Here is a 24,665-nt window from a genome sequence, read left to right on the forward strand (position 1 = left end):
GCTGCGGGGCATGATGTGCCGGTGGACGCGACACGAGCCGAGACGACGACCCCCGACGACGCCGGTCTGGACGAGGCGGCGGCCCGCCAGCTCTGGTCGGACCTGGCGGACCGGGTGCGCGAGCTGCAGTTCGCGTACTACGTCCGGGACGAGCCGCTGGCGAGCGACGCGGAGTACGACGTCACGATGCGCCGCCTCGAGGCCCTCGAGGACGCGTACCCGGCCTACGGTCTGCGTACCCCCGACTCGCCGACGCAGAACGTGGGAGGCACGTTCTCGACGGAGTTCCGGGCGGTCGACCACGTGGAGCGGATGCTCTCGCTCGACAACGCGTTCTCCGCGGAGGACGTCGCGGCGTGGGCCGAGCGGGTCCACCGGGACCTCGAGCGGTCCGCGGACGCGGGCCTGCACTACCTGACCGAGCTGAAGATCGACGGGCTGGCGATCGCGCTGCTCTACGAGCGGACGGGGGACGGCCCGGCGCGGCTGGTCCGCGCCGCCACGCGTGGCGACGGGCGCACCGGCGAGGACGTGACGCTGAACGTGCGCACGATCGGCAGCATCCCCGACACGCTCGCCGGGGACCCCGCCACGCACCCCGAGCAGATCGAGGTGCGTGGGGAGGTGTTCCTGCCGGTCGCGGCGTTCGAGCGGCTGAACGCGGCCCAGGTGGCGGCGGGCAAGGCGCCGTTCGCCAACCCGCGCAACGCCGCCGCGGGGTCCCTGCGCCAGAAGGACCCGCGGGTGACCGCCGGGAGGCCGCTGCAGATGTACGCCCACGGCATCGGCGCCCTGCGCTGGGGCCCGGGTCGCGCCGCCGGGCTCGAGCGGCAGTCCGAGGTGTACGACCTGCTGGCCGGCTGGGGCGTCCCCGTCTCGCCGCACAGCCGGGTCGTGCCCGGGCTCGCCGGCGTGCAGCAGATGATCGACCACTACGGCGCGCACCGGCACGAGGTCGAGCACGAGATCGACGGCATCGTCATCAAGGTCGACGAGATCGCCCTCCAGCGGCGCCTCGGCGCCACCAGCCGGGCGCCCCGGTGGGCGATCGCGTACAAGTACCCCCCGGAGGAGGTCAACACCCGGCTGCTCGCGATCGAGGTCAACGTCGGTCGCACCGGCCGGGTCACCCCGTACGCCGTGATGGAGCCGGTGCGGGTCTCGGGCTCGACCGTCGCGATGGCGACCCTGCACAACAAGGACGTCGTCGCCGCGAAGGGCGTCCGGCCCGGGGACATGGTGGTCCTGCGGAAGGCCGGCGACGTGATCCCCGAGATCGTCGGCCCGGTGTCGGCGCTCGCGGACGACGGCTACCCGCGCACCGACTGGACCATGCCGACGCAGTGCCCGGAGTGCGGGTCGACGCTGCGTCCCATGCGTGAGGGCGACGTCGACCTGCGGTGCCCGAACGCCCGGACGTGCCCCGCGCAGGTGCGCGGCCGCGTCGAGCACATCGGCTCCCGGGGGGCGCTGGACATCGAGGCGCTCGGCGAGGTGACGGCCGCGGCGCTAACGCAGCCGGAGGTGCCCGACACCCCGCCGGTCGTGAACGAGGCGGACCTCTTCGACCTCGTCGCGTGGCCCGCCGACGCCACCCCCGAGGAGCGCGAGCGCGTCCGGGAGCGGAGCTTCGCGCTGCTCAAGCGCGTGGAGGTCGTGGTCCGCGACCCGGAGTCCGGGGAGCCGCGCGTGGACGACGACGGCGTGGTGCGCCGCCGGACGCCGTTCCGCCGGCGCCTGACCTTCAGCGTCAAGGCGCGCCGCGAGGCCGAGGCCCGCGGGGAGTCCCTGCCCCCGTACGAGGAGGTGCCGTCCGAGCAGGCCAAGACGCTCCTGGACGAGCTGGACGCGGCCAAGACCAAGCCGTTCTGGCGGGTGCTCGTGGCGCTGAGCATCCGCAACGTCGGTCCGACCGCCGCGCGCGCCCTCGCGCAGCACTTCGGGTCGATGGACGCGCTCCAGGAGGTGCTCGCCGACGCCGGGAACGCCCGCGCGACGCTGTCCGCCGTGGAGGGCGTCGGCCCGACGATCGCCGACTCCATCGTCGACTGGTTCGCCGAGGACTGGCATGCCGAGATCGTCCGGCGCTGGCGCGACGCCGGCGTGGTCATGCGCGACGAGACCGACGAGTCGGTGCCCCGGACGCTGGAGGGCCTCACGGTCGTCGTCACCGGCAGCCTCGAGGGGTTCAGCCGCGACCAGGCCAAGGAGGCGGTGCTGTCCCGCGGCGGCAAGGCGTCGGGCAGCGTCTCCAAGAAGACCGACTACGTGGTGGTCGGGGAGAACGCCGGCTCGAAGGAGGCGAAGGCCCGCGAGCTCGGGCTCCGGGTCCTCGACGAGGCGGGGTTCGTGGCGCTGCTGGCGCAGGGCCCGGCGGGGGTGGGCGACCTGCCCGCGGACGAGACTGCCGCCGACGAGGCGGCGACGGACGAGACGGCCGCGGACGAGGCGGCGACGGACGAGACGGCCGCGGACGAGGCGGCGACGGACGAGACCCCGTGACCGGCGTGCACCTCCGCGTCGCGCGGCCCGACGAGTACGACCAGGCGGGGGCGCTCACGGCGGAGGCGTACCGCGCCGACGGGCTGCTCGCGCTGGACGAGGACTACGAGACCGAGCTCCGCGACGCGGCGCAGCGCGCCCGGGAGGCCGTGCTGCTCGTCGCGACGGTGCCGGCGGACCCGGACGCCCCGGTCACCGCGAGCGGCCCGGCGGCTCCCGAGGTGGTGGTGGGCACGATCACCCTCGCCCCGTACGGGACGTCGTACGCGGAGATCGCGGAGCCCGGCGAGCTCGAGCTGCGGATGCTCGCCGTCGCGCCCGAGGCCCGGCGCCGGGGAGTGGCGGAGCGCCTGATGACCGCCGCCCTGCGTGAGGCCGTCGCGCGGCGGGCGCGGCGCGTGGTCCTGTCGACGCTGGACGAGATGGCGGCGGCCCGGCGCCTGTACGACCGGCTCGGCCTGGTGGCGGCCCCGGCGCGGGACTGGGCGCACGAGTCGATCGCCGTGCGGGTGCTCACGTGGGAGCCCCCGGCGGCGCCCGGTGCGCTCGTCGAGGCGGCGACCTGGGTCCCGGCGGCGACCGAGGTCGTCGACGGCTGGCGCCTGGGTCTGTCGGCCGGGTTCACCCGGCGGGCCAACAGCGTGCTCCCGCTCGGTGCGCCCGCGGACGTCCGCGCGACGCTCGCCCGGGTCGAGGAGCGGTACGCCGCCGCGGGGCAGCCGTCCGTCGTGCGGGTGTGCTCGGCGGCGCCGGCCGGTCTCGCCGACGTGCTCGCGGAGCGTGGCTACGCGTCGGTAGCGGCGACCGACGTGCTTGTGCGCGACCTCGTCGCGGCGCCGCCCGTCGAGGTGCACACCGGCCCGGACGTCCGGGTGCGGGTCGCGGACCGGCCGGACGACGCCTGGCTCGCGGGCTGGCTCGACGTCAAGGCGGCCGGCCACGCGGTCGACCAGGGCGTCGCCCGGCGGGTGCTCACCGGCTCCCCGGCGCTGTACGTCACCGCGACGGGCCCGGACGGGGCGGTGCTCGGGGTGCTGCGCGCCGCGCTCGCCGAGGACTGGACCGGTCTGTCGTGCCTGGTGGTCGCCCCGGTGGCCCGCCGGCGCGGTCTCGGGCGGCTGCTGACCCGCTCGGCGCTGCGGGCCGCCGCCGACCGGGGTGCCCGTCGCGCCTTCCTGCAGGTGGAGGTCGCCAACCACGGTGCCGCCGACCTGTACGCGGGGGAGGGGTTCGGGCCCGCCGAGCGGTACGCGTACTGGCAGCGCTGAGCCGGTCGGTGCACGCCGGGCGACGCCGGGGACCGCGCACCATACTGGGCCGATGATCGCGATCGACCGCGCCGAGGCGCTCCAGGCGGCGGGCCTGCGGTGGACTCCGCGCTCGGGGGACCGGTTCGTGCTGAAGCAGCCGGCGCTCGCGGGCGAGGTCTTCACCATCAGCGAGATGACCATCGAGCCGCACGCCTACCCGACGGGCACCGTCCTGGGGTTCAACGGCACGACGGAGTGGGCGCTGGACTCCGTCACCCAGGACGACGCCGTGTGGCTGCCGCGCGAGGACCAGCTGCGCGAGCTCCTGGGCGGGACCTTCCGCAGCCTCGCGCGGGCGCTCGACGGGTCCTACCTGGTCGTGGTGGAGCTGCCGGGCCAGCCCGAGCGCTCGTTCGCCGCCGAGCAGGCGGCCGACGCCTACGCCGACGCGGTGCTCGCGCTCGTCTCGGCCGCCCGCGTCTGACCCCGCGGACCGGGCCTGTGGACGGCGGCGGCGACCGGCCCCCGCGCGTCTAGACTCGGGGCATGTCCTCCCTCTCTCGTGACGAGGTCGCGCGCGTCGCGGGCCTGGCGCGGATCGACCTGACCCCCGAGGAGCTCGACCGCCTCGCCGGCGAGCTCGACGTGATCGTCGAGTCGGTCGCCCGGGTCAGCGAGGTCGCCACGCCCGACGTGCCGGCCACCAGCCACCCGCTGCCGATGACCAACGTGTTCCGCCCCGACGTGCCCGAGCAGCCGCTCGCGCAGGCCGACGTGCTCGCGGGCGCCCCCGCGGCCCAGGACGGCAAGTTCCTCGTCCCGCAGATCCTCGGGGAGGAGTGACATGACCGACCTGACCCGCCTGTCCGCCGCCGACCTGGCCGCGCGGCTCGCCGCACGCGAGGTGTCGAGCGTCGAGGCCACCCAGGCGCACCTGGACCGCATGGCCGCCGTCGAGCCCGTCGTGCACGCCTACCTGCACGTCTCGGGGGACGAGGCGCTCGCCACGGCCCGTGAGGTCGACGACCGCCGCGCCGCGGGCGAGGAGCTGCACGCCCTCGCCGGCGTGCCGATCGCCGTCAAGGACGTCGTCGTCACGAAGGGCCTGCCCACCACGGCGGGCTCCCGGATCCTCGAGGGCTGGGTGCCGCCGTACGACGCCACGCTGGTCGAGCGGATCAAGGCCGCGGGCCTGCCGATCCTCGGCAAGACCAACATGGACGAGTTCGCGATGGGCTCCAGCACGGAGCACTCCGCGTACGGCGACACCCACAACCCCTGGGACCTCGACCGGATCCCCGGCGGGTCCGGCGGTGGTTCCGCGGCCGCCGTCGCGGCGTACGAGGCCCCGCTGGCCATCGGCACCGACACGGGCGGCTCGATCCGGCAGCCCGCGGCCGTCACCGGCACGGTCGGCGTCAAGCCGACGTACGGCTCGGTGTCGCGCTACGGCCTCATCGCCCTGGCGTCCAGCCTCGACCAGGCCGGTCCGGTCACCCGCACCGTCCTCGACTCGGCGCTGCTGCACGAGCTGATCGGCGGGCACGACCCGCGCGACTCGACCTCCATCCCGGAGCCCGTGCCCGGCCTGGTCGCCGCGGCGCGCCAGGGTGCGACCGGCGACCTCACGGGCGTGCGCGTCGGCGTGGTCCGCGAGCTGCAGGGCGAGGGCTACCAGGCGGGCGTGCTCGCGCGGTTCCAGGAGTCCCTGGAGCTGCTGCGCGGCGCGGGCGCCGAGATCGTCGAGGTCTCCTGCCCGCACTTCGAGTACGCCCTCGGCGCGTACTACCTGATCCTGCCGAGCGAGGCCTCCAGCAACCTGGCGAAGTTCGACGGCATGCGGTTCGGCCTGCGGGTCGAGCCGAGCGAGGGCCCGGTCACCGCCGAGCGCGTCATGGCCGCCACCCGCGGCGCCGGGTTCGGCGACGAGGTGAAGCGCCGGATCATCCTCGGCACGTACGCCCTGTCGGCCGGCTACTACGACGCCTACTACGGCAGTGCGCAGAAGGTCCGCACGCTGATCCAGCGGGACTTCGCGGCGGCGTTCTCCGCCGCGGACGTCCTGGTCTCGCCGACGGCGCCGACCACGGCGTTCAAGCTCGGCGAGAAGCTGGACGACCCGCTCGCGATGTACCTCAACGACGTCGCCACGATCCCCGCGAACCTCGCCGGGATCCCCGGCCTGTCGCTGCCGAGCGGCCTGTCGGACGACGGCCTGCCCGTCGGGTTCCAGGTGCTGGCCCCCGCGAAGGCGGACGACCGGCTGTACCGCGTGGGCGCCGCGCTCGAGGCGCTGCTGGAGAAGAAGTGGGGCGGCCCGCTGCTGGCGCAGGCCCCCGAGCTGGAGGTGTCCGAGTGACCGCCCAGACCGTCGACCTGGTCGACTACGACGAGGCCGTGGCCCGGTTCGACCCGGTCATCGGCATCGAGGTGCACGTCGAGCTCGGCACGCGCACCAAGATGTTCGACGCGGCGCCGCAGACCTTCGGCGACGAGCCGAACACGGCCGTCTCGCCGGTGTCGCTGGGCCTGCCGGGCGCGTTGCCCGCGGTCAACGGCACCGCCGTCGAGTACGCGATCCGCATCGGCCTGGCCCTGAACTGCCAGATCGCCGAGTCGTGCCGGTTCGCCCGGAAGAACTACTTCTACCCGGACGTCCCGAAGAACTTCCAGACGTCCCAGTACGACGAGCCCATCGCGTACGAGGGCTACCTGGACGTCGAGCTCGAGGACGGCACCGTGTTCCGCGTCGAGATCGAGCGGGCCCACATGGAGGAGGACGCGGGCAAGAACACCCACGTCGGCGGCTCCACCGGCCGGATCCAGGGCGCCGAGTACTCGCTGGTCGACTACAACCGCGCCGGCATCCCGCTCGTGGAGATCGTCACCAAGCCGATCGTCGGTGCCGGTGCGCGCGCCCCCGAGGTCGCCCGCGCGTACGTGCAGACCCTGCGGGACATCTTCCGGTCGCTCGGCGTCTCGGAGGCCCGGATGGAGCGCGGCAACGTGCGCGCCGACGTGAACGTGTCGCTGCGCCCGACGCCCACGTCACCGCTCGGCACCCGCACGGAGACCAAGAACGTCAACTCGTTCCGGTCGGTCGAGCGCTCGGTGCGGTACGAGATCAGCCGGCAGGCCGCCGTGCTGGACGCCGCGGGCACCGTGGTCCAGGAGACCCGGCACTGGCACGAGGACACCGGCATCACGACCGCCGGCCGCGTGAAGTCGGACGCCGAGGACTACCGGTACTTCCCGGAGCCCGACCTGGTGCCGATCGCCCCGGACCGCGCGTGGGTCGAGGAGATCCGCTCGAACCTGCCCGAGCTGCCCGCCGCCCGCCGCCGCCGGCTCCAGGGCGACTGGGGCTACGCGGACGCCGAGATGCGCGACGTGGTCAACGCCGGTGCGGTGGAGCTCATCGAGGCCACGGTGGCCGCGGGTGCCAGCCCGGCCGCTGCGCGCAAGTGGTGGATGGGCGAGCTCGCCCGGACCGCCAAGACCCAGGACGTCGAGCTCGGCGACCTGCCGATCACGCCGACGCAGATCGGGCAGCTCCAGCAGCTCGTCGACGCGGGCCGCATCAACGACAAGCTGGCCCGCCAGGTGCTCGAGGGCGTGCTCGCGGGGGAGGGCGACCCCGAGGCGGTCGTCGTCGCGCGCGGGCTGGAGGTCGTGTCCGACGACGGCCCGCTGCTCGAGGCCATCGACGCCGCGCTCGCCGCGCAGCCCGACATCGCCGAGAAGATCCGGTCCGGGAACCTCGGCCCGGTCGGCGCGATCATCGGCTCGGTCATGAAGGCCACGCGCGGCCAGGCGGACGCGGGCCGGGTCCGGGAGCTCGTGCTGGAGCGCGTCGCCCAGGCCTGAGCACGACGGCGCCGGCACGACGGCGCACGACGACGGCGGTGCACCCTCGCGGGGGTGCACCGCCGTCGTCGTGCGGGCGGGTCGCGCGGCCGGGTCGTGCGCGCGGCGCGTGCCTGCGGGCCACGCGCCGAAACATCCCGGTCACCCGCAGTGCCTAGCATCGGGTGGACGACGGGAGGCCCCATGGACAAGCCCACGCTCGAGGGCGAGATGATCCACCTGCGACCCATCCGGGCGGAGGACGCCCCGGCGATGTGGGACATGGTGAACGACCCGGACGGGCGGCGCACCACCGGGACGACGACCGTCTACACCCGCGCGCAGATCGACGCCTGGTGCGCCACCGTCTCGCAGCAGGAGGGCCGGATCGACCTGGCCATCACGGCGAACGGCTCGGACGAGTACCTGGGCGAGATCGTGCTGACCGACATCGACGAGGTGGTCGGGTCGACGAACCTGCGCCTCGTGATGCGCCCCGGCTACCGCGGACGCGGGTACGGCACCGAGGCGATCGAGCTGGTGCTCGGGCTGGCGTTCGACGGGATCGGGCTGCACCGCGTGGAGCTGGACGTGCTGAGCATCAACGCCCGGGCGCACTCGCTGTACGAGAACATCGGCTTCGTGGTCGAGGGCCGCCGCCGGGACGCGTACCGCGACGGCGAGGGCTGGTGCGACGGGATCATGATGGCGATGCTCGAGGACGAGTACCGCGCCCGGCAGGCGGACTGACCCCTCGGTGCCGTCGCTGTGCCGGACGCGACGAGGCGCCGGTCCCGGAGGGGGGACCGGCGCCTCGTGGTCGGGCGGTGAGCGGTGCGCTCGCCGGGTCGGTCAGCGGAGCCAGGCGTGCGAGCGGACGAGCGGGAGCTCGCGCCACCGGCGGCCGAGGCCCCAGGTGTCGCCGGCCAGGGTGAACGCCACGACGACCAGCGCGAGCGCGTAGATGATGTGGTAGTCCATCACCGGGTTGGTCGAGCCCGAGGTGAGCGGCCACTCGGCGGCCCACATCATCAGCATGATCGCGGAGCCGGCCCACGCGGCGACGCGGACGCCGATACCGAGCATCACCGCGAGGCCGACGCCCAGCATGCCGAGCATGAACAGCACGTCGGTGGCGGGGCTGGCGATCGACTGGAAGAGGTCCTTGAAGGGGCCGATCACGGCGGGGCTGTTGAGGAAGCCCTGGCTCGGGGTCCCGCCGTTCAGCCAGGACTTCTCCGACGGCGTCGAGTAGCCGAGGCCGAACGTCTTGTCGAGGAACGCCCACAGGAAGATGAACCCGGTGGCGAGGCGGAGCACCGCGAGCGAGCGGCGGGCCTTCACCGTGGTGACGATGTCCTCCTGGGTCCGCACGGTCACCGATCCGGCGTCGGTGCGGTGAGTGGCTGTGGCGGTCATGATCGTGCCTTCGTGTCGTCGGGATGTCGCCTTGTGACTACATTCCCAATGTCCTCCGGGCCGGCCGGCCGCGCCCGGGTCGAAGGTCCCGATCTTCGGCGGCGCAGGCCTGCACCGCCGTCCGGGAGGGGCAGGGGCGGGACCGACGTCCCACCGCGACCCGCGACGCGCGCCGAGGCCTCAGCGCAGCGAGTGGTACGCCCCCAGGCTGACGGCGCGCTCGGTCGCGTGGTCGACGATCCGGTCGGGGTAGTCGGGGGCCGCGGACCGCGGCAGCTTCCACGGCTCGTGCACGGCCCTGCCCGGGACGTCCCGCAGCTCCGGGACCCAGCGGCGCACGTACCGGCCCGCGGGGTCGAACTTCACGCCCTGCGTCACGGGGTTGAACACCCGGAAGTACGGGGAGGCGTCGCGGCCGGTGCCGGCGACCCACTGCCAGTTGAGCTGGTTCTGCGGCACGTCGCCGTCGACGAGCCACGCCAGGAAGTGGTCGGCGCCGCGCTGCCAGCGCACGTGCAGGTCCTTGACCAGGAACGACGCGACGAGCATCCGCAGGCGGTTGTGCATCCAGCCCTCCGCCAGCAGCTGCCGCATCCCCGCGTCGACCATCGGGTACCCGGTGCGGCCGGCGGCCCAGGCGTCGAGCAGGTCCTGCTCTGTGCTGCCGTTCACCCACACGCTCTCGGGCACCACCGGGGTGAGGGACTCCCGCCGCGCCGCCGGGTGGTGGAACAGGACGTCGGCGTGGAACTCGCGCCACGCGATCTGGCTGCGGAAGGTCTCGGCGCCGTCGCCCCCGCGCCCGGCGAGGTCGGCGAGCAGGGTGCGCGGGTGGATCTCGCCCCACTTGAGCGGGACGGACAGCCGGGAGGTGCTGTCCAGGTCGGGGCGGTCGCGCTCGGTCGCGTACCGCGTCAGCGGCCCGTCGAGCATCTCCGCCCACCGGGCCAGCGCCGCCGGCTCCCCGGCCTCCGGCAGGGTCATCCCGTCGGGTACCGGCGCGTCCGGCACCCGGTCGCCACGCCCGCCGTCGACGAACGTGACCGTCGCCGCGGTCGTCGCGGCGTCGGGTGCGGGAGCCCGCCAGCCGTGCTCGGACCAGGCCCGCCGGAACGGTGTGAACACCTTGTAGTCGCCGCCGGACCCGTTGCGGACGCGACCGGGCGCGACGGCGTAGGGGGAGCCGGTGCGCACGAGGGGGACGCCGGCCTCCTCGAGGTCCCACTCGACGGCGTCGTCCCGGCGGCGCCCGAACGGCTCGTAGGACGCCGCCACGTGCACCGCCGTGGCCGCCACCTCGCGGGCGACGGCCGGGACGACCTGTCGCGGGTCCCCGTGCCGGACGAGCAGCCGGCCGCCGGTCTGGGCGTCGAGGGCCGCGAGGCTCCGCGCGAGGTACGCCCGCCGCGGTGCGCCGGCGGAGGCCCACAGCCGGGGGTCGATGACGTACAGCGCCAGCACGTCGCCCGTCCCGGCCGCCGCGTGCAGGGCCGGGTTGTCGCCCAGGCGCAGGTCGCGGCGGAACCAGTGGATGGCGGTCACCCGGCGACGGTAACGAGGCTGCGGGCGGGCCGCGAGCGGTCCCGACCCCGAGCTGCCGGCGTGGAGCGGCCGGGCAGGGATCGAGGCACCACCGGCCCGGGCGATGAGCCGATGGTGCCTCGACCGGGGTCCCTGGTGACTGGTCGTCGTCGCCAGGTGACCGGAGCGGACCGCGAGCCTGTGGCCCGGTGGCCGCCCCGGGGGAGAGACGGCCGGTGGTCCGGCACCTGACCCAGCCTGCCGCGCGGGGCCCCGCCGCGGTTGGGCCGTAGGTCCCGATGTGCGCGGGGGTGGTCAGGCGCCGGCCACGTCGTCCGCGTGGGCGTCGATCGCGTCCCGGAGGTAGACCGCGAGCCCGGGCGCCACGGCGTCGTAGGTCGCGGTGAACCGGGCGTCGTCCACGTACATCGCGCCGAGCCCGCGGTACGCCTCGGGGTCCGGGGTCCAGAACCGCGCGACCCACGCGTGGTGCCGGGCGACGAGGTCGCGGACGGCGGGGTCGTCGACGGGCGTCCCGGCGGCGAGGTGCCCCGCGAGCCGCTCGCTCACCGCCCGGCCCTCGCCCTGGTGCGCGTCCCGCTCCGCGGCGGACATGGACTCCCACGCCCGGTTGCTGCGGTCCACCGCCGGGTCGCCCCAGCGCTCGCGGGCCTCGGACTCGTGCTGCGTGTGGTCGAACCCGTCGTACATCTGCTCCGCCGGCATGGCAGCGCCCCCTTCCAGGGACTCGATGGTGGAGGCGACGGTGCGGGCCAGCCGGTCGAACCGGTCCCGCTCCGCCAGCAGCCAGGCGTGGTGCTCGCGCAGCCGCCCGGCCTGGAGCCCGGGCGACCCGTCGGGCGCGTCCGCGAGCATCTCGGCGATGGCACCGAGGCCGACGCCGAGCTCCCGGAGCACCAGCACCTGCTGCAGCCGCAGCAGCTCCCGGCGCCCGTACTCCCGCTGACCGCCCGGCGTCGTGCCGGCCGGGGGCAGCAGCCCGATGGCGTCGTAGTGCCGCAGCGTCCGCGACGTGACGCCGGACAGGCGCACCACCTCGGCGGTGGTCCACCGCTCCGCGTCGGTCGTCATGCTCCGCTCCTCGCCTCCGACGGCGGCGTCTCCGCCGTCGTCACCCGACGGTAGGCGTTGACGTCGCGTCAACCGCAAGCGCTGCTCTGGTCGCCGTGTCGGAGGGCGCTGGCATGCTCCGGACATGGATTCCGCAGACGTGATCGGACCGGGCGCCGCGACGGAGCGGGTGGACCCGCGGCACTGGCGGGTGCTGCTGATCTGGCTGGAGGCCGCCTTCCGCACCCCCGACCTGGCCGCGGGGGCCGCGTTCGTCACCCGGGTCGCCGACGCCGCGCGCGAGGTCGGCGCGCAGCCGGACCTCGTGCTGCGCCCGGACCAGGTCCACGTCCGGACCACGACCGCGACGGCGCACGGCCTCACCGAGCGTGACCTCGCGCTGGCCGCCGCGGTCACCCGCGTCGCCGATGAGCTCGGCCTCGTGGGCGACCCGGGCCTGCTCACGACGCAGGAGGTCGCGATCGACGCCCTCGACATCCCGGCGGTCGCGCCGTTCTGGCGGGCGGTGCTCGGCTACGTCACCGAGGCCGGCACCGACCCGGACGACCACGTGCTCGCCGATCCCGGGGCGCTCGGGCCCGGCTACTGGTTCCAGCAGATGGACGCGCCCCGCCCGCAGCGCAACCGCATCCACGTCGACGTCACGGTCCCGCACGACCAGGCCGAGGCCCGGGTCGCCGCCGCGCTGGCCGCGGGCGGCACGCTCGTCTCGGACCGGCGCGCGCCGGCGTTCTGGGTCCTCGCCGACCCGGAGGGCAACGAGGCGTGCGTGTGCACGTGGCAGGCGCGGGGCCAGGGGTGACGAGCGCGGCGCCGTCTCGCGGGCTGGTCGATCACAGGACGGACGGGCGAGGCGCCGGCGACCTGGGCGGACGTACCGTGACGGCGCGTCGCCGCCGCGGTGCCGCCCTGCTTGCTGAAGGAGCTTCCACGTGAGTCGTCCGCTGCGCTCTCGTACCTCGACCCACGGCCGCAACATGGCCGGTGCCCGCGCGCTGTGGCGTGCGACCGGCATGGGCTCGGAGGACTTCGGCAAGCCGATCATCGCGATCGCGAACTCGTACACTCAGTTCGTCCCCGGGCACGTGCACCTCAAGGACATGGGCGACCTCGTGGCGTCGGCGATCCAGGAGGCCGGTGGCGTCGCGAAGGAGTTCAACACCATCGCGGTCGACGACGGCATCGCGATGGGCCACGCGGGGATGCTCTACTCCCTGCCCAGCCGCGACCTGATCGCCGACTCGGTCGAGTACATGGTCCAGGCGCACTGCGCCGACGCCCTGGTGTGCATCTCCAACTGCGACAAGATCACCCCCGGCATGCTGAACGCCGCCCTGCGGCTGAACATCCCGGTCATCTTCGTGTCGGGCGGGCCGATGGAGGCCGGCAAGGCGGTGGTGGCCGACGGCGTCGCGAAGACGCACCTCAACCTCATCAACGCGATCAACTACTCCGCGGACGACGACGTGTCCGACCAGGCGCTGGCCAGCGTCGAGGAGAACGCGTGCCCCACCTGCGGCTCGTGCTCCGGCATGTTCACCGCGAACTCGATGAACTGCCTGACCGAGGCGCTGGGTCTGTCGCTCCCGGGCAACGGCTCGACCCTCGCGACCCACAGCGCCCGCCGCGAGCTGTTCCTCGAGGCCGGGCGCACGATCGTCGACCTGGCGCGCCGGTACTACGACGACGAGGACGACACGGCCGCGCCGCGCGGCATCGCGACCAAGGCCGCCTTCACGAACGCCATGACGCTCGACGTCGCGATGGGCGGCTCGACCAACACCGTCCTGCACATCCTCGCCGCCGCGCAGGAGGCCGGGGTCGACTTCACGCTGGCCGAGATCGACGCGATCAGCCGCCGCGTGCCGTGCCTGGCGAAGGTGGCCCCGAACCATCCGGACTACCACATGGAGGACGTGCACCGGGCGGGCGGCATCCCCGCGCTGCTCGGCGAGCTCGACCGCGGCGGCCTGCTCGACCACGACGTGACGAGCGTGCACACGCCCACGCTGCGGGCCTGGCTCGACGACTGGGACATCCGCGGCGGCCGCGCCACCGAGCGGGCGGTCGCCCTGTTCCACGCGGCGCCCGGCGGCGTGCGGACCACGCAGGCGTTCTCCACCTCGAACGTGTGGGAGTCCCTGGACACGGACGGCGCGGCCGGCTGCATCCGCGACGTGCCGCACGCGTACACGGTCGAGGGCGGCCTGGCGGTGCTCCGCGGCAACCTCGCCGAGGACGGCGCCGTCATCAAGACCGCGGGCATCGACCCCGACGTCTTCCACTTCGTCGGGACCGCCCTCGTGTGCGAGTCGCAGGACGAGGCGGTCGACAAGATCCTGCGCAAGGAGGTCCAGCCGGGTCACGTCGTCGTCGTCCGGTACGAGGGCCCGGCAGGCGGCCCCGGCATGCAGGAGATGCTGTACCCGACGTCGTTCATCAAGGGCCGCGGCCTGGGCAAGGTCTGCGCACTGATCACCGACGGCCGGTTCTCGGGCGGGTCCAGCGGCATCTCGGTGGGGCACGTGAGCCCCGAGGCGGCCGCCGGCGGGACCATCGGCCTGATCGAGGACGGCGACGAGATCGAGATCGACGTCGAGACCCGCCTGATCCGCGTGAACGTGCCGGACGAGGTGCTGGCCGAGCGCCGCGCCAAGATGGAGGCGCGCGAGAACCCGTGGCAGCCCGTCGACCGGGACCGCTACGTCTCGCCCGCGCTGCAGGCGTACGCGGCGATGGCGACCAGCGCCGACCGCGGCGCGGTGCGCGACGTGAGCCGGATCCGCCGCCGCTGAGACCTCGCCGGACCGCCCCGGGGGACGACCCGTGCCCCGGGGCGAGACTCCGGACCGCCACGCGCTTACGCTCGGCTCATGACGACCACCTCTCCGCAGACGCCGGACATCAAGCCCCGGTCGCGCCAGGTCACGGACGGCATCGAGGCCACCGCGTCCCGCGGCATGCTCCGTGCCGTCGGCATGGGCGACGACGACTGGGTCAAGCCGCAGATCGGCGTCGCGAGCTCCTGGAACGAGATCACGCCCTGCAACCTGTCGCTGCAGCGGCTCGCGCAGGCCGTGAAGAACGGCGTGCACGCCGGCGGGGGCTACCCGCTGGAGTTCGGCACCATCTCCGTCTCGGACGGCATCTCGATGGGCCACGAGGGCATGCACTTCTCCCTCGTGAGCCGCGACATCATCGCGGACAGCGTCGAGACGGTCATGCAGGCCGAGCGCCTGGACGGCTCCGTGCTGCTGGCGGGCTGCGACAAGTCGCTGCCGGGCATGCTGATGGCCGCCGCCCGCCTGGACCTGTCGAGCGTCTTCCTCTACGCCGGCTCGATCATGCCGGGCTGGGTGAAGCTCGAGGACGGCACGGAGAAGGACGTCACGCTGATCGACGCGTTCGAGGCCGTCGGCGCCTGCGCGCGGGGGCTGATGAGCAAGGGCGACCTGGACCGCATCGAGCGGGCCATCTGCCCGGGCGAGGGCGCGTGCGGCGGCATGTACACCGCGAACACGATGGCGTCCGTCGCCGAGGCGATGGGCATGTCGCTGCCGGGCTCCGCCGCCCCGCCGAGCGCCGACCGGCGCCGCGACAACTTCGCCCACAAGTCGGGCGAGGCCGTCGTGGAGCTGCTTCGCAAGGGCATCACCGCGCGGCAGATCATGACGAAGGAGGCGTTCGAGAACGCCATCGCGGTCGTCATGGCGTTCGGCGGCTCGACCAACGCGGTGCTGCACCTGCTGGCCATCGCGCACGAGGCCGAGGTCGACCTCACGCTGGACGACTTCAAGCGCGTCGCCGCCAAGGTCCCGCACCTGGGTGACCTCAAGCCGTTCGGCCGGTACGTGATGGCCGACGTGGACCGCATCGGCGGCGTGCCCGTCGTGATGAAGGCGCTGCTCGACGCGGGTCTGCTGCACGGCGACTGCCTCACGGTCACCGGGAAGACGGTGGCGGAGAACCTGGCGGACATCACCCCGCCGGACCCGGACGGCAAGATCCTGCGCGCGCTCGACAACCCGATCCACCACACCGGCGGCATCACGATCCTCGACGGGTCGCTGGCCCCGGAGGGCGCGGTCGTGAAGTCCGCGGGCTTCGACACCGACGTCTTCGAGGGCACCGCCCGCGTGTTCGAGCGGGAGCGCGCGGCCCTGGACGCGCTGGAGGACGGCACGATCCAGGCCGGCGACGTCGTGGTCATCCGCTACGAGGGCCCCAAGGGCGGCCCGGGCATGCGCGAGATGCTGGCCATCACCGGCGCCATCAAGGGCGCGGGCCTCGGCAAGGACGTCCTGCTGCTCACCGACGGCCGGTTCTCCGGCGGGACCACCGGCCTGTGCGTCGGGCACGTGGCGCCGGAGGCCGTCGACGCCGGGCCGATCGCGTTCGTGCGGGACGGCGACCGCATCCGGCTCGACGTCGCGAACGCGACGCTGGACCTGCTGGTCGACGAGGCCGAGCTCGCCGCCCGTCGCGTGGGCTGGGAGCCGCTGACCCCGCGGTACACCCGGGGCGTCCTGGCCAAGTACGCCAAGCTCGTGCAGTCCGCGTCGAAGGGCGCCGTCCTCATCTGAGCAGCCGGAACGCGCACCGGCGCGCCCGGGCGGCCGCTAGGGTCGGCCCGGGCGCGCTCGGCGCCCGGCGAGGGGGCGAGCGTGACGGACGAGGCGCCGGCGGGGACCACCGCCGTCAGCACCCGCGGGCTGCGGAAGACCTACCGGCACCGCGGGCGGCGCGTCGTCGCCGTCGGCGGCCTGGACCTGGACGTGCCGCTCGGCGGCGTGCACGGGTTCCTCGGCCCGAACGGTGCGGGCAAGACGACGACCATCCGGATGCTGCTCGGCCTGATCCGCCCGGACTCCGGGACCGTGCGGGTGCTGGACCGGCCGGTGCCGCAGGCGCTGCCCGAGGTGGCGCGGCGCGTGGGCGCGATCGTCGAGCAGCCCCGGTTTTTCCCCGCGTTCTCCGGGCGGCGGAACCTCGAGCTGCTCGCCGCCGCGATCGGGACGCCGCCGGCGCAGGTCGACCGGGTGCTCGCCGACGTGGGGCTCGCGGACCGGTCGTCGAGCCCGGTGAAGACGTACTCGCTGGGCATGAAGCAGCGGCTGGCCATCGCCGCGACGCTGCTGAAGGACCCGGACCTCGTGATCTTCGACGAGCCGACCAACGGGCTGGACCCCGCCGGCATCCGCGAGGTGCGGCAGACCATGCGGTCGCTCGCCGACGCGGGGAAGACCGTGCTGGTGTCGAGCCACATCCTGGCCGAGGTGCAGCAGGTCGCGGACACCGTGTCGATCGTGACGCAGGGACGGCTGGTGGCCAGCGGCCGGGTGGCGGACCTCGTCGGTGCGGCGGAGGCCGCCGAGACGCGCGTGGGCGTGCTCGAGCCCGAGCGCGCCGCGGCGGTCCTGGGTGCGCGGGGCTGGTCCGTGCGGCCGGACGGCGCCGACGCCCTGCGCGTGGTCGGCCCGCAGCCCGCGGAGATCACGCGGGCGCTCGCGGACGCGGGCCTCTACCTGCACGAGCTGGTCCCCACGCGCGCGGACCTGGAGCAGGTGTTCCTCGCGCTGACCGGCGCGGACGCGGACGGCACGGCAGCGCCGCACCAGGGCCGGCCGGCGCCGCACGGACGGCGGGTGCGGGCATGACCGGGCTGGTGCGGGTCGAGGGCCGGAGGTTCCGGTACCGGGCGGCGGTGCGCTGGCTGGCGGTCGTCGCGGTCGTCGCCGGTCTCGCGGTGGCGGCGCTCGCGTGGGGCGCGACGCGGCCGCCGTCGGCGCAGGCCGTCGCCTCGGCCGAGGAGCAGTTCGCGCAGGCGCAGGCGGACTGGGCCGAGAACGGCGAGCAGTACGTCGAGGACTGCCGCGAGGGCGAGGCGCAGGAGCGCGAGACCGTCCCCGACGCGGACTGGGCGTGCGACGACATGGAGCCGCGGGCGGAGTGGTACCTGCTCCCGCAGCCGACGTTCGCGGAGACGGCGACGTCCTGGGTCTCGGGCGTGACGATGCTCCTCCTGCTGGTCGCCTTCGCGGCGGGCATCACGTTCGTCACCGCCGAGTGGGGGTCCGGCGCGCTCGGCATGTGGCTGACCTTCGTCCCCCGGCGCGGACGGGTCTACGCGAGCAAGGTCCTGGTCGCGGCGCTGGGCGTGCTGCCGGTCACCGCGGTGGCGCTCGCGCTGACGGTCGGCGGCTCGTGGGCGGCGGCGACGGTGAACGACGCGGTCGGCGACGTCACCGCCGAGGTGTGGCGGGACCTCGGCGAGCAGGCGCTGCGCGTGCTCGCGGCGGCGGCCGTCGTCGGGGCGCTCGGTGCGGCCCTCGGCTTCCTGACCCGCAACGCGGCGGGCGCGCTCGGGATCGGCGTCGGCTGGCTGCTGGTCGTCGACTCCGCCGTCTCGGGGTTCCTGCCGCGGCTGACGCCGTGGACGCTGCGCAGCGGGCTGCAGGCGTGGGTCGACAACGGCCTGGCCTACTTCGTCGAGGTCCCGTGCCCGCCGGGGGACGGCGAGGCGTCGATGGTGTGCACCGCGCAGCGGGCGGTGTCCGTGTGGCAGGGCGGCGCCGTGGTGGCCGCGGTCGCGGTCCTCGTCGTGGTGGTGGGGGCGATGGTCTTCCGCCGGCGGGACGTGGACTGACGTCCCTGCACGGCCGCGGAACGCGTGAGAAGGTCGGAGCCATGGGCTGGACCGTCGAAGACGCACCGTGGTGGACCCGAGCCGTCGTCTACCAGATCTACCCGAGGTCGTTCCAGGACTCGGACGGCGACGGGATCGGTGACCTGCGGGGGATCATCTCGCGGCTCGACCACCTGAGCGCCCTCGGCGTCGACGTGGTGTGGCTGTCGCCGATCTACCGCTCCCCGCAGGACGACAACGGCTACGACATCAGCGACTACCAGGACGTCGACCCGTCGTTCGGCACCCTCGCGGACCTGGACGAGCTGATCGCCGAGCTGCACGCGCGTGGCATGAAGCTGCTCATGGACCTCGTCGTCAACCACACGTCCGACGAGCACCCGTGGTTCGTCGAGAGCCGGTCGTCGACGGACAGCCCGAAGCGCGACTGGTACTGGTGGCGGCCGGCGCGCGACGGCATGGCCCCGGGGCAGCCCGGCGCGGAGCCGACCAACTGGCACTCCTTCTTCTCGGGCTCCACGTGGGAGCTGGACGAGGCGTCGGGGGAGTACTACCTGCACCTGTTCAGCCGCAAGCAGCCGGACCTGAACTGGGAGAACCCGGAGGTCCGGCAGGCGGTCTACGCGATGATGCGCTGGTGGCTGGACCGCGGGGTCGACGGCTTCCGGATGGACGTCATCAACCTGATCTCCAAGGACACGTCGCTGCCGGACGGGCCCGTCATCGCGGGGGTCTGGGGCGACGGCAGCCCGCACTACACGGACGGCCCCCGGGTGCACGAGTACCTGCAGGAGATGCACCGCGAGGTGTTCGAGGGGCGCGCGGCGCAGCTGCTGACCGTCGGGGAGACCCCGGGCGTGACGCTCGACGAGGCACTGAAGTACACCGACCCGGCGCGGCGCGAGGTCGACATGGTGTTCCAGTTCGAGCACGTCGGCCTGGACCACGGGCCGGGCGGGAAGTTCGACCCGAAGCCGCTGCGGCTGACCGACCTCAAGGCGACGTTCGGGCGGTGGCAGGCCGGGCTCGCGGACGCGGGCTGGAACAGCCTGTACTGGGACAACCACGACCAGCCGCGCGTGGTGTCCCGGTTCGGCGACGACGGCCGGTACCGCCGCGAGTCGGCGAAGGCGCTGGCGACGCTGCTGCACCTGCACCGGGGGACGCCGTACGTCTACCAGGGCGAGGAGCTCGGGATGACGAACGCGCACTTCACGCGGTTCGACCAGTACCGGGACATCGAGTCGCTGAACCACGTCGCCCAGGCCCGCACGCTCGCGTCGGCGACCGACGAGCAGCTGCTGGCCGGGCTCGCGGCGATGTCTCGCGACAACGCGCGGACGCCGGTGCAGTGGGACGACTCGCCGCACGCCGGGTTCACGACCGGCCGCCCGTGGCTGGACGTCAACCCGAACCACCGCGAGCTCAACGCCGCCGCGGAGCACGCGGACCCGGACTCCGTGTTCCACCACCACCGCCGGCTGATCGAGCTGCGGCACACCGACCCGGTCGTGGCGCTCGGCGACTTCACGATGCTGCTGCCCGAGGACGAGCAGGTGTACGCCTTCACGCGCGCGCTCGACGGGGACGCGCTGCTGGTGGTCGTCAACGTGTCGGGCGACGAGCAGGCCGTCGACCTGGGGGAGGCGTGGCCGCTCGACGGCGACGGCGGCTGGGGCGACGTGGTGCTCGGAACGCACGCCGCCGAGGGCGCGCGCGCGGGCGTGCTGCGGCCGTGGGAGGCCGTGGTGGTGCGGCGCCGCTGACGCGCGGTGCCGGCCGCGGGTCGGGCCGCGGGGTCAGGCCACCGAAGTCAGGCCATCGAGCGCTGCACGTCGACGACGATCCGCGTGGGGTTCTCGAGCAGGAAGACGCGGTACGGCGCCTGCGGGTCGACCAGGCCGAGGAAGACCTGCGTCTGCCCCTCGAACGTCCCGGTGAACTCGGCGCCGGTGACGACGGTGCCGCCGGGGGTGCGGGTGCCGACCGGCAGCTCGGTGACGCCCGTCTCGAAGGGGTACCCGAGGCCCGTGACGTAGAGCGCCAGCACCCCGTCGCCGCCGAGGTCGACGACGTCCCCCGTGGGGTCCTCCACGGCGCGGTCGGTGCGCTGGACGAACCAGCCCGGGGTGCCGGTCCCGCCGAGGTCGACCACCACCCGGTCGAAGCCCTCGTGCGTGCCGATTCGCAGGCCCGTCACCGTCAGCGCGGCACCGGCGGAGGCCTCGGCGTCGCCGGTGGCGCCGAACTCCGGTGCGGCGGCGTCCGCGTCGGGGTCCTCGGTGCCCGCCGACGCGGACGGCGAGGCGGTCGGCGGGCCCGAGGGCGAGGCGGACGGCGACGCCGACGTGTCCTGCGGCGCGGGCGCCGAGGAGTGCGGCGGGTCGTCGTCGCCGGCGCCGCCGCACCCGGCGAGGGCGGCGAGCGGCACGGCGAGGGCGAGAGCGAGCAGCGGACGGTGGCGGGGTCGGCGCATCCACCGAGGCTAGGGCGCCGCCCGCCACCGCACCCGCAACCGCACCGGTGGGACGGTGGAGCGGACGAGCGGACACGCCGACGGCGTGTCCGTCCGAACCGTCCACCCGGGACCGGTGCCCCGCGCCGTTCGTCCGGAGAGTGGACCCGTGGACCACGATGTGAGACGGCGTGCTGCGGGCGTGACACCTCGGCGGGCGCGGCGTAGTGTCCTGGACATGCGGACGAACCTCCTCGTAGTACTTCCCGAGCGCGCCGGCTGAGCCCACGCACGGAAGGCTTCGTCAGCGCGCGCACCCCTCGACCGGCCCGACCCCACGGGCCCGAGGGGTTTTTTCGTGCCGACGACGCGCCACCGTCGGCACCACAGCACCCAGCAGCACAGCCGCTCCACCAGCACCGACGCCAGGAGACACCGATGGTCCAGGGCCCTCACCCGGCACCGCCCCGCAGGCCGGCAGCCCCCGGTACGTCCGCCGAGCAGCAGCAGCCGCGCCTCGCGGCCGAGCCGGCGCCGATCAGCCGCCCGCGCGCGGTCATCACCGAGCAGGTCACGGGGGCGAAGTCGATCGTCCGCTCGCTCGAGGAGGCCGGCGCGGAGGTCGTGTTCGGCATCCCCGGCGGCGCGATCCTGCCGACGTACGACCCGCTGATGGACTCCAAGCGGCTCCGGCACATCCTCGTGCGGCACGAGCAGGGCGGCGGCCACGCGGCCGCCGGGTACGCGCACGCCACCGGCAAGGTCGGCGTGACGATGGCGACCTCCGGCCCGGGCGCGACCAACCTGGTGACGCCGATCGCCGACGCGAACATGGACTCCATCCCGCTGGTGGCGATCACCGGCCAGGTCGGGGCGTCGCTCATCGGCACGGACGCGTTCCAGGAGGCCGACATCGTCGGCATCACGCTGCCCATCACCAAGCACAACTACCTGGTGACGGACCCGGCGGACATCCCGCGCACCATCGCCGAGGCGTTCCACATCGCGTCGACCGGCCGCCCCGGCCCGGTGCTGGTGGACATCGCCAAGTCCGCGATGCAGACGGACACGACGTTCACCTGGCCGCAGCAGCTCGACCTGCCCGGGTACCACCCGGTGACCAAGCCGCACGGCAAGCAGATCCGCGAGGCCGCCCGCCTGCTCGCGACCGCCCGCCGGCCGGTGCTGATGGTCGGCGGCGGCGTGATCCGCTCCGGCGCGTCCGCCGAGCTGCGCCGCCTCACCGACGAGTCGGGCGCCGCGGTCGTCACCACGCTGATGGCCCGCGGCGCGCTGCCCGACACCCACCCGCAGAACCTCGGCATGCCCGGCATGCACGGGACGGTCGCCGCGGTGGCCGCCCTGCAGAAGGCGGACCTCGTGGTGGCGCTGGGCGCGCGGTTCGACGACCGCGTGACCGGCAAGCTCTCGTCGTTCGCGCCGAACGCGACCATCGTGCACGCGGACATCGACCCGGCGGAGATCGGCAAGAACCGCACCGCCGACGTGCCGATCGTCGGCGACCTGCGCGAGGTTATCGCCGACCTGCTGCCGGAGCTCGCCCGCGAGCACGTGCAGCACGGCAAGCCGGACCTCGAGGCCTGGTGGCGCCAGATCGACACGTGGCGCGAGACGTTCCCGCTCGGCTACGACCAGCCGACCGACGGCCACCTGGCCCCGCAGCACGTCATCTCCCGCATCGGCGAGATCTCGGGCCCGGAGTCGATCTTCGTCTCGGGCGTGGGGCAGCACCAGATGTGGTCCGCGCAGTTCATCAAGTACCAGCGGCCGAGGTCGTGGATCAACTCCGGCGGCCTGGGGACGATGGGCTTCTCGGTGCCCGCCGCGATGGGGGCCAAGGTCGGCGCGCCGGACCGCACGGTGTGGGCGATCGACGGCGACGGCTGCTTCCAGATGACCAACCAGGAGCTCGCGACCTGCACGATCAACGAGATCCCGATCAAGGTCGCGGTGATCAACAACTCCTCGCTGGGCATGGTCCGCCAGTGGCAGACGCTGTTCTACGAGTCGCGCTACTCGAACACCGACCTGCACACCGGCCACGGCACGCGCCGCATCCCGGACTTCGTGAAGCTGGCCGACTCCTACGGGGCCGTCGGCCTGCGCTGCGAGACGCTCGCGGACGTGGACGCGACGATCAAGCGCGCCATGGAGATCGACGACCAGCCCGTGGTCGTGGACTTCACCGTCTCGCGCGACGCGATGGTGTGGCCGATGGTCGCCGCCGGTGTGCCGAACGACGACATCCAGTACGCCCGGGGCATCAGCCCGGCGTGGGACCGCGAAGACTGACGCGGCGAGAGAGAGACCAACCATGAGCCGTCACACCCTCTCCGTCCTGGTGGAGAACAAGCCCGGTGTCCTGACCCGCGTCGCGGGCCTGTTCGCCCGGCGCTCGTTCAACATCCACTCCCTGGCCGTGGGCCCGACCGAGCACGAGGAGATCTCGCGCATCACGGTCGTCGTCGACGTCGACGAGCTGCCGCTGGAGCAGGTCACCAAGCAGCTGAACAAGCTGATCAACGTCATCAAGATCGTCGAGCTCGAGGACGCCTCCTCGGTGGGGCGCGAGCTGCTGCTGGTGAAGGTGCGCGCCGAGGGCGCCACCCGCACGCAGGTGCTCGAGGTGGTGGACCTGTTCCGCGCGCACGTCGTGGACGTCGTCCCGGACACCGTCACCATCGAGGCCACCGGCAGCCCGTCGAAGCTCGCGGCGCTGCTCGCGGCCCTGGAGCCGTTCGGCATCCGCGAGATCGTCCAGTCCGGCACCGTGGCCATCGGCCGCGGCCCGCGCTCCATCACCGACCGCGCGCTCGAGCGCGTCAGCCGGTCCGCCTGACCCGTCCCACTGCACCACCTGTCGCACACATCAAGGAGATCCATCGTGGCTGAGCTGTTCTACGACGACGACGCCGACCTGTCGGTCATCCAGAGCAAGAAGGTCGCCGTCATCGGGTACGGCAGCCAGGGGCACGCGCACGCGCTCAACCTGCGCGACTCGGGCGTCGACGTGACCGTCGGCCTCCGCGAGGGCTCCGCGTCCCGCGACAAGGCGGCGAACGAGGGCCTCGCGGTCGCGTCGGTCGCCGACGCCGTGAAGGGCGCCGACGTCGTGGTCATCCTCGCGCCGGACCAGGTGCAGCGGCACATCTACCGCGACGAGATCGCCCCGAACCTGCGCGAGGGCGCGGCCCTGGTCTTCGGCCACGGCTTCAACATCCGGTTCGGCTACATCAAGCCGGAGGCCGGCCACGACATCGTCATGGTCGCGCCCAAGGGCCCGGGCCACCTGGTGCGCCGCGAGTACGTCGACGGCCGCGGCGTGCCCGTGATCGTCGCCGTCGAGCAGGACGCGTCGGGCTCCGCCTGGGACCTCGCGCTGTCCTACGCCAAGGGCATCGGCGGCCTGCGCGCGGCGGGCATCAAGACCACGTTCACCGAGGAGACCGAGACCGACCTGTTCGGCGAGCAGGCCGTCCTGTGCGGTGGCGTGTCGCAGCTGATCCAGTACGGGTTCGAGACCCTGACCGAGGCCGGCTACCAGCCCGAGGTCGCGTACTTCGAGGTGCTGCACGAGCTCAAGCTGATCGTCGACCTCATCTTCGAGGGCGGCATCACCAAGCAGCGCTGGTCCGTCTCCGACACCGCCGAGTACGGCGACTACGTCTCCGGCCCGCGGGTCATCACGCCCGACGTGAAGGAGAACATGAAGGCCGTCCTCGGGGACATCCAGAACGGCGCCTTCGCCGAGCGGTTCATCGCCGACCAGGACGCCGGCGCGCCGGAGTTCAAGCAGCTGCGCGAGCAGGGCCAGAACCACCCGATCGAGCCCGTCGGCCGCGAGCTGCGCAAGCTGTTCGCCTGGGTCAAGCCGTCCGACACGGACTACGTGGAGGGCTCGGCCGCGCGCTGA

General features: G+C 73.9%; 20 protein-coding genes. 16 read left to right on the top strand and 4 right to left on the bottom strand.

The features are described 5' to 3' along the window. The first annotated feature begins 21 nt into the window (after positions 1-21). From ligA to KJP73_RS01795, 7 genes are all read left to right on the top strand, one after another. On the top strand, positions 22-2,502 hold the full coding sequence (gene ligA, locus KJP73_RS01765) for an NAD-dependent DNA ligase LigA (protein ID WP_249669015.1): 2,481 nt from the start codon (positions 22-24) through the stop codon (positions 2,500-2,502). Continuing rightward, positions 2,499-3,770, top strand: a complete 1,272-nt coding sequence (locus KJP73_RS01770) for a GNAT family N-acetyltransferase (RefSeq protein ID WP_213281041.1) — start codon at positions 2,499-2,501, stop codon at positions 3,768-3,770. The genes ligA and KJP73_RS01770 overlap by 4 nt, the downstream gene beginning before the upstream one ends. 52 nt (positions 3,771-3,822) lie before the next feature. Next, entirely contained in the window at positions 3,823-4,236 is a 414-nt protein-coding gene (locus KJP73_RS01775; RefSeq protein WP_213281042.1) for a pilus assembly protein CpaE, read from the top strand. A gap of 62 nt (positions 4,237-4,298) precedes the next feature. Beyond that, positions 4,299-4,595: an Asp-tRNA(Asn)/Glu-tRNA(Gln) amidotransferase subunit GatC gene (gene gatC, locus KJP73_RS01780; protein WP_213281043.1), complete on the top strand. Its 297-nt coding sequence runs from the start codon at positions 4,299-4,301 to the stop codon at positions 4,593-4,595. Between the two features lies 1 nt (position 4,596). Then, a complete protein-coding gene (gene gatA, locus KJP73_RS01785) occupies positions 4,597-6,111 on the top strand; it encodes an Asp-tRNA(Asn)/Glu-tRNA(Gln) amidotransferase subunit GatA (protein WP_213281044.1) in 1,515 nt (504 codons plus the stop codon). Next, a complete protein-coding gene (gene gatB, locus KJP73_RS01790; RefSeq protein ID WP_213281045.1) occupies positions 6,108-7,619 on the top strand; it encodes an Asp-tRNA(Asn)/Glu-tRNA(Gln) amidotransferase subunit GatB in 1,512 nt (503 codons plus the stop codon). Before gatA ends, gatB begins: the two co-directional genes overlap by 4 nt. 183 nt (positions 7,620-7,802) lie before the next feature. Next, positions 7,803-8,348 (top strand): GNAT family N-acetyltransferase, encoded by a 546-nt coding sequence (locus tag KJP73_RS01795; RefSeq protein ID WP_213281046.1) that lies wholly within the window; start codon positions 7,803-7,805, stop codon positions 8,346-8,348. Positions 8,349-8,450: 102 nt separating this feature from the next. Here KJP73_RS01795 and KJP73_RS01800 read toward each other — a convergent pair whose 3' ends face one another. From KJP73_RS01800 to KJP73_RS01810, 3 genes are all read right to left on the bottom strand, one after another. Continuing rightward, on the bottom strand, positions 8,451-9,017 hold the full coding sequence (locus KJP73_RS01800) for a DoxX family protein (protein ID WP_213281047.1): 567 nt from the start codon (positions 9,015-9,017) through the stop codon (positions 8,451-8,453). A 180-nt stretch (positions 9,018-9,197) separates the two neighbouring features. Continuing rightward, positions 9,198-10,559 carry a cryptochrome/photolyase family protein gene (locus KJP73_RS01805; RefSeq protein WP_213281048.1) on the bottom strand — a complete coding sequence of 454 codons (1,362 nt, stop codon included), beginning with the start codon at positions 10,557-10,559 and terminating at the stop codon, positions 9,198-9,200. A gap of 294 nt (positions 10,560-10,853) precedes the next feature. Continuing rightward, complete coding sequence (locus KJP73_RS01810) at positions 10,854-11,630, bottom strand: MerR family transcriptional regulator (RefSeq protein WP_213281049.1); 777 nt, start codon at positions 11,628-11,630, stop codon at positions 10,854-10,856. A gap of 124 nt (positions 11,631-11,754) precedes the next feature. On the opposite strand from KJP73_RS01810, the gene KJP73_RS01815 reads away from it, so the two are divergent. The 6 genes from KJP73_RS01815 to KJP73_RS01840 all read left to right on the top strand — a co-directional run bounded on the left by KJP73_RS01815 (position 11,755) and on the right by KJP73_RS01840 (position 20,042). Continuing rightward, a complete protein-coding gene (locus KJP73_RS01815) occupies positions 11,755-12,432 on the top strand; it encodes a VOC family protein (RefSeq protein WP_213281050.1) in 678 nt (225 codons plus the stop codon). Between the two features lie 130 nt (positions 12,433-12,562). Continuing rightward, a complete protein-coding gene (gene ilvD / locus KJP73_RS01820) occupies positions 12,563-14,425 on the top strand; it encodes a dihydroxy-acid dehydratase (protein WP_213281051.1) in 1,863 nt (620 codons plus the stop codon). A gap of 78 nt (positions 14,426-14,503) precedes the next feature. Continuing rightward, the gene (ilvD, locus tag KJP73_RS01825; protein ID WP_213281052.1) at positions 14,504-16,213 is read left to right on the top strand and encodes a dihydroxy-acid dehydratase; all 1,710 of its coding nucleotides are present in this window, start codon (positions 14,504-14,506) and stop codon (positions 16,211-16,213) included. 81 nt (positions 16,214-16,294) lie between these two features. Continuing rightward, complete coding sequence (locus tag KJP73_RS01830; RefSeq protein ID WP_213281053.1) at positions 16,295-17,287, top strand: ABC transporter ATP-binding protein; 993 nt, start codon at positions 16,295-16,297, stop codon at positions 17,285-17,287. After that, positions 17,284-18,276, top strand: a complete 993-nt coding sequence (locus KJP73_RS01835) for an ABC transporter permease subunit (RefSeq protein ID WP_213281054.1) — start codon at positions 17,284-17,286, stop codon at positions 18,274-18,276. Before KJP73_RS01830 ends, KJP73_RS01835 begins: the two co-directional genes overlap by 4 nt. A gap of 41 nt (positions 18,277-18,317) precedes the next feature. Beyond that, positions 18,318-20,042 (top strand): glycoside hydrolase family 13 protein, encoded by a 1,725-nt coding sequence (locus tag KJP73_RS01840; protein ID WP_213281055.1) that lies wholly within the window; start codon positions 18,318-18,320, stop codon positions 20,040-20,042. A gap of 47 nt (positions 20,043-20,089) precedes the next feature. On the opposite strand, the gene KJP73_RS01845 is transcribed toward KJP73_RS01840, so the two are convergent. Continuing rightward, entirely contained in the window at positions 20,090-20,752 is a 663-nt protein-coding gene (locus KJP73_RS01845; RefSeq protein WP_213281056.1) for an AMIN-like domain-containing (lipo)protein, read from the bottom strand. Between the two features lie 417 nt (positions 20,753-21,169). Here KJP73_RS01845 and KJP73_RS01850 point away from each other — a divergent pair, with 417 nt between their 5' ends. From KJP73_RS01850 to ilvC, 3 genes are read left to right on the top strand one after another with little or no spacing between them, the layout of a single operon-like run. Next, positions 21,170-23,044: an acetolactate synthase large subunit gene (locus KJP73_RS01850; protein WP_213281057.1), complete on the top strand. Its 1,875-nt coding sequence runs from the start codon at positions 21,170-21,172 to the stop codon at positions 23,042-23,044. A 22-nt stretch (positions 23,045-23,066) separates the two neighbouring features. Continuing rightward, positions 23,067-23,591 carry an acetolactate synthase small subunit gene (ilvN, locus tag KJP73_RS01855; RefSeq protein WP_213281058.1) on the top strand — a complete coding sequence of 175 codons (525 nt, stop codon included), beginning with the start codon at positions 23,067-23,069 and terminating at the stop codon, positions 23,589-23,591. 45 nt (positions 23,592-23,636) lie between these two features. Further along, entirely contained in the window at positions 23,637-24,665 is a 1,029-nt protein-coding gene (gene ilvC, locus KJP73_RS01860) for a ketol-acid reductoisomerase (RefSeq protein ID WP_213281059.1), read from the top strand.

This window comes from Cellulomonas hominis, assembly GCF_901521055.1.
GTDB lineage: Bacteria > Actinomycetota > Actinomycetes > Actinomycetales > Cellulomonadaceae > Cellulomonas > Cellulomonas endometrii.

What these genes read in the sequence shown, in the direction of transcription:
- ilvD (WP_213281052.1), top strand. Translation starts at nt 14,504, where the DNA reads ATGACGACCACCTCTCCGCAGACGCCGGACATCAAGCCCCGGTCGCGC.
- gatC (WP_213281043.1), top strand. Translation starts at nt 4,299, where the DNA reads ATGTCCTCCCTCTCTCGTGACGAGGTCGCGCGCGTCGCGGGCCTGGCG.
- KJP73_RS01775 (WP_213281042.1), top strand. Translation starts at nt 3,823, where the DNA reads ATGATCGCGATCGACCGCGCCGAGGCGCTCCAGGCGGCGGGCCTGCGG.
- ilvN (WP_213281058.1), top strand. Translation starts at nt 23,067, where the DNA reads ATGAGCCGTCACACCCTCTCCGTCCTGGTGGAGAACAAGCCCGGTGTC.
- KJP73_RS01850 (WP_213281057.1), top strand. Translation starts at nt 21,170, where the DNA reads ATGGTCCAGGGCCCTCACCCGGCACCGCCCCGCAGGCCGGCAGCCCCC.
- KJP73_RS01845 (WP_213281056.1), bottom strand. Translation starts at nt 20,752, where the DNA reads ATGCGCCGACCCCGCCACCGTCCGCTGCTCGCTCTCGCCCTCGCCGTG.
- KJP73_RS01810 (WP_213281049.1), bottom strand. Translation starts at nt 11,630, where the DNA reads ATGACGACCGACGCGGAGCGGTGGACCACCGCCGAGGTGGTGCGCCTG.
- KJP73_RS01815 (WP_213281050.1), top strand. Translation starts at nt 11,755, where the DNA reads ATGGATTCCGCAGACGTGATCGGACCGGGCGCCGCGACGGAGCGGGTG.
- KJP73_RS01795 (WP_213281046.1), top strand. Translation starts at nt 7,803, where the DNA reads ATGGACAAGCCCACGCTCGAGGGCGAGATGATCCACCTGCGACCCATC.
- gatA (WP_213281044.1), top strand. Translation starts at nt 4,597, where the DNA reads ATGACCGACCTGACCCGCCTGTCCGCCGCCGACCTGGCCGCGCGGCTC.
- KJP73_RS01840 (WP_213281055.1), top strand. Translation starts at nt 18,318, where the DNA reads ATGGGCTGGACCGTCGAAGACGCACCGTGGTGGACCCGAGCCGTCGTC.
- KJP73_RS01800 (WP_213281047.1), bottom strand. Translation starts at nt 9,017, where the DNA reads ATGACCGCCACAGCCACTCACCGCACCGACGCCGGATCGGTGACCGTG.
- KJP73_RS01835 (WP_213281054.1), top strand. Translation starts at nt 17,284, where the DNA reads ATGACCGGGCTGGTGCGGGTCGAGGGCCGGAGGTTCCGGTACCGGGCG.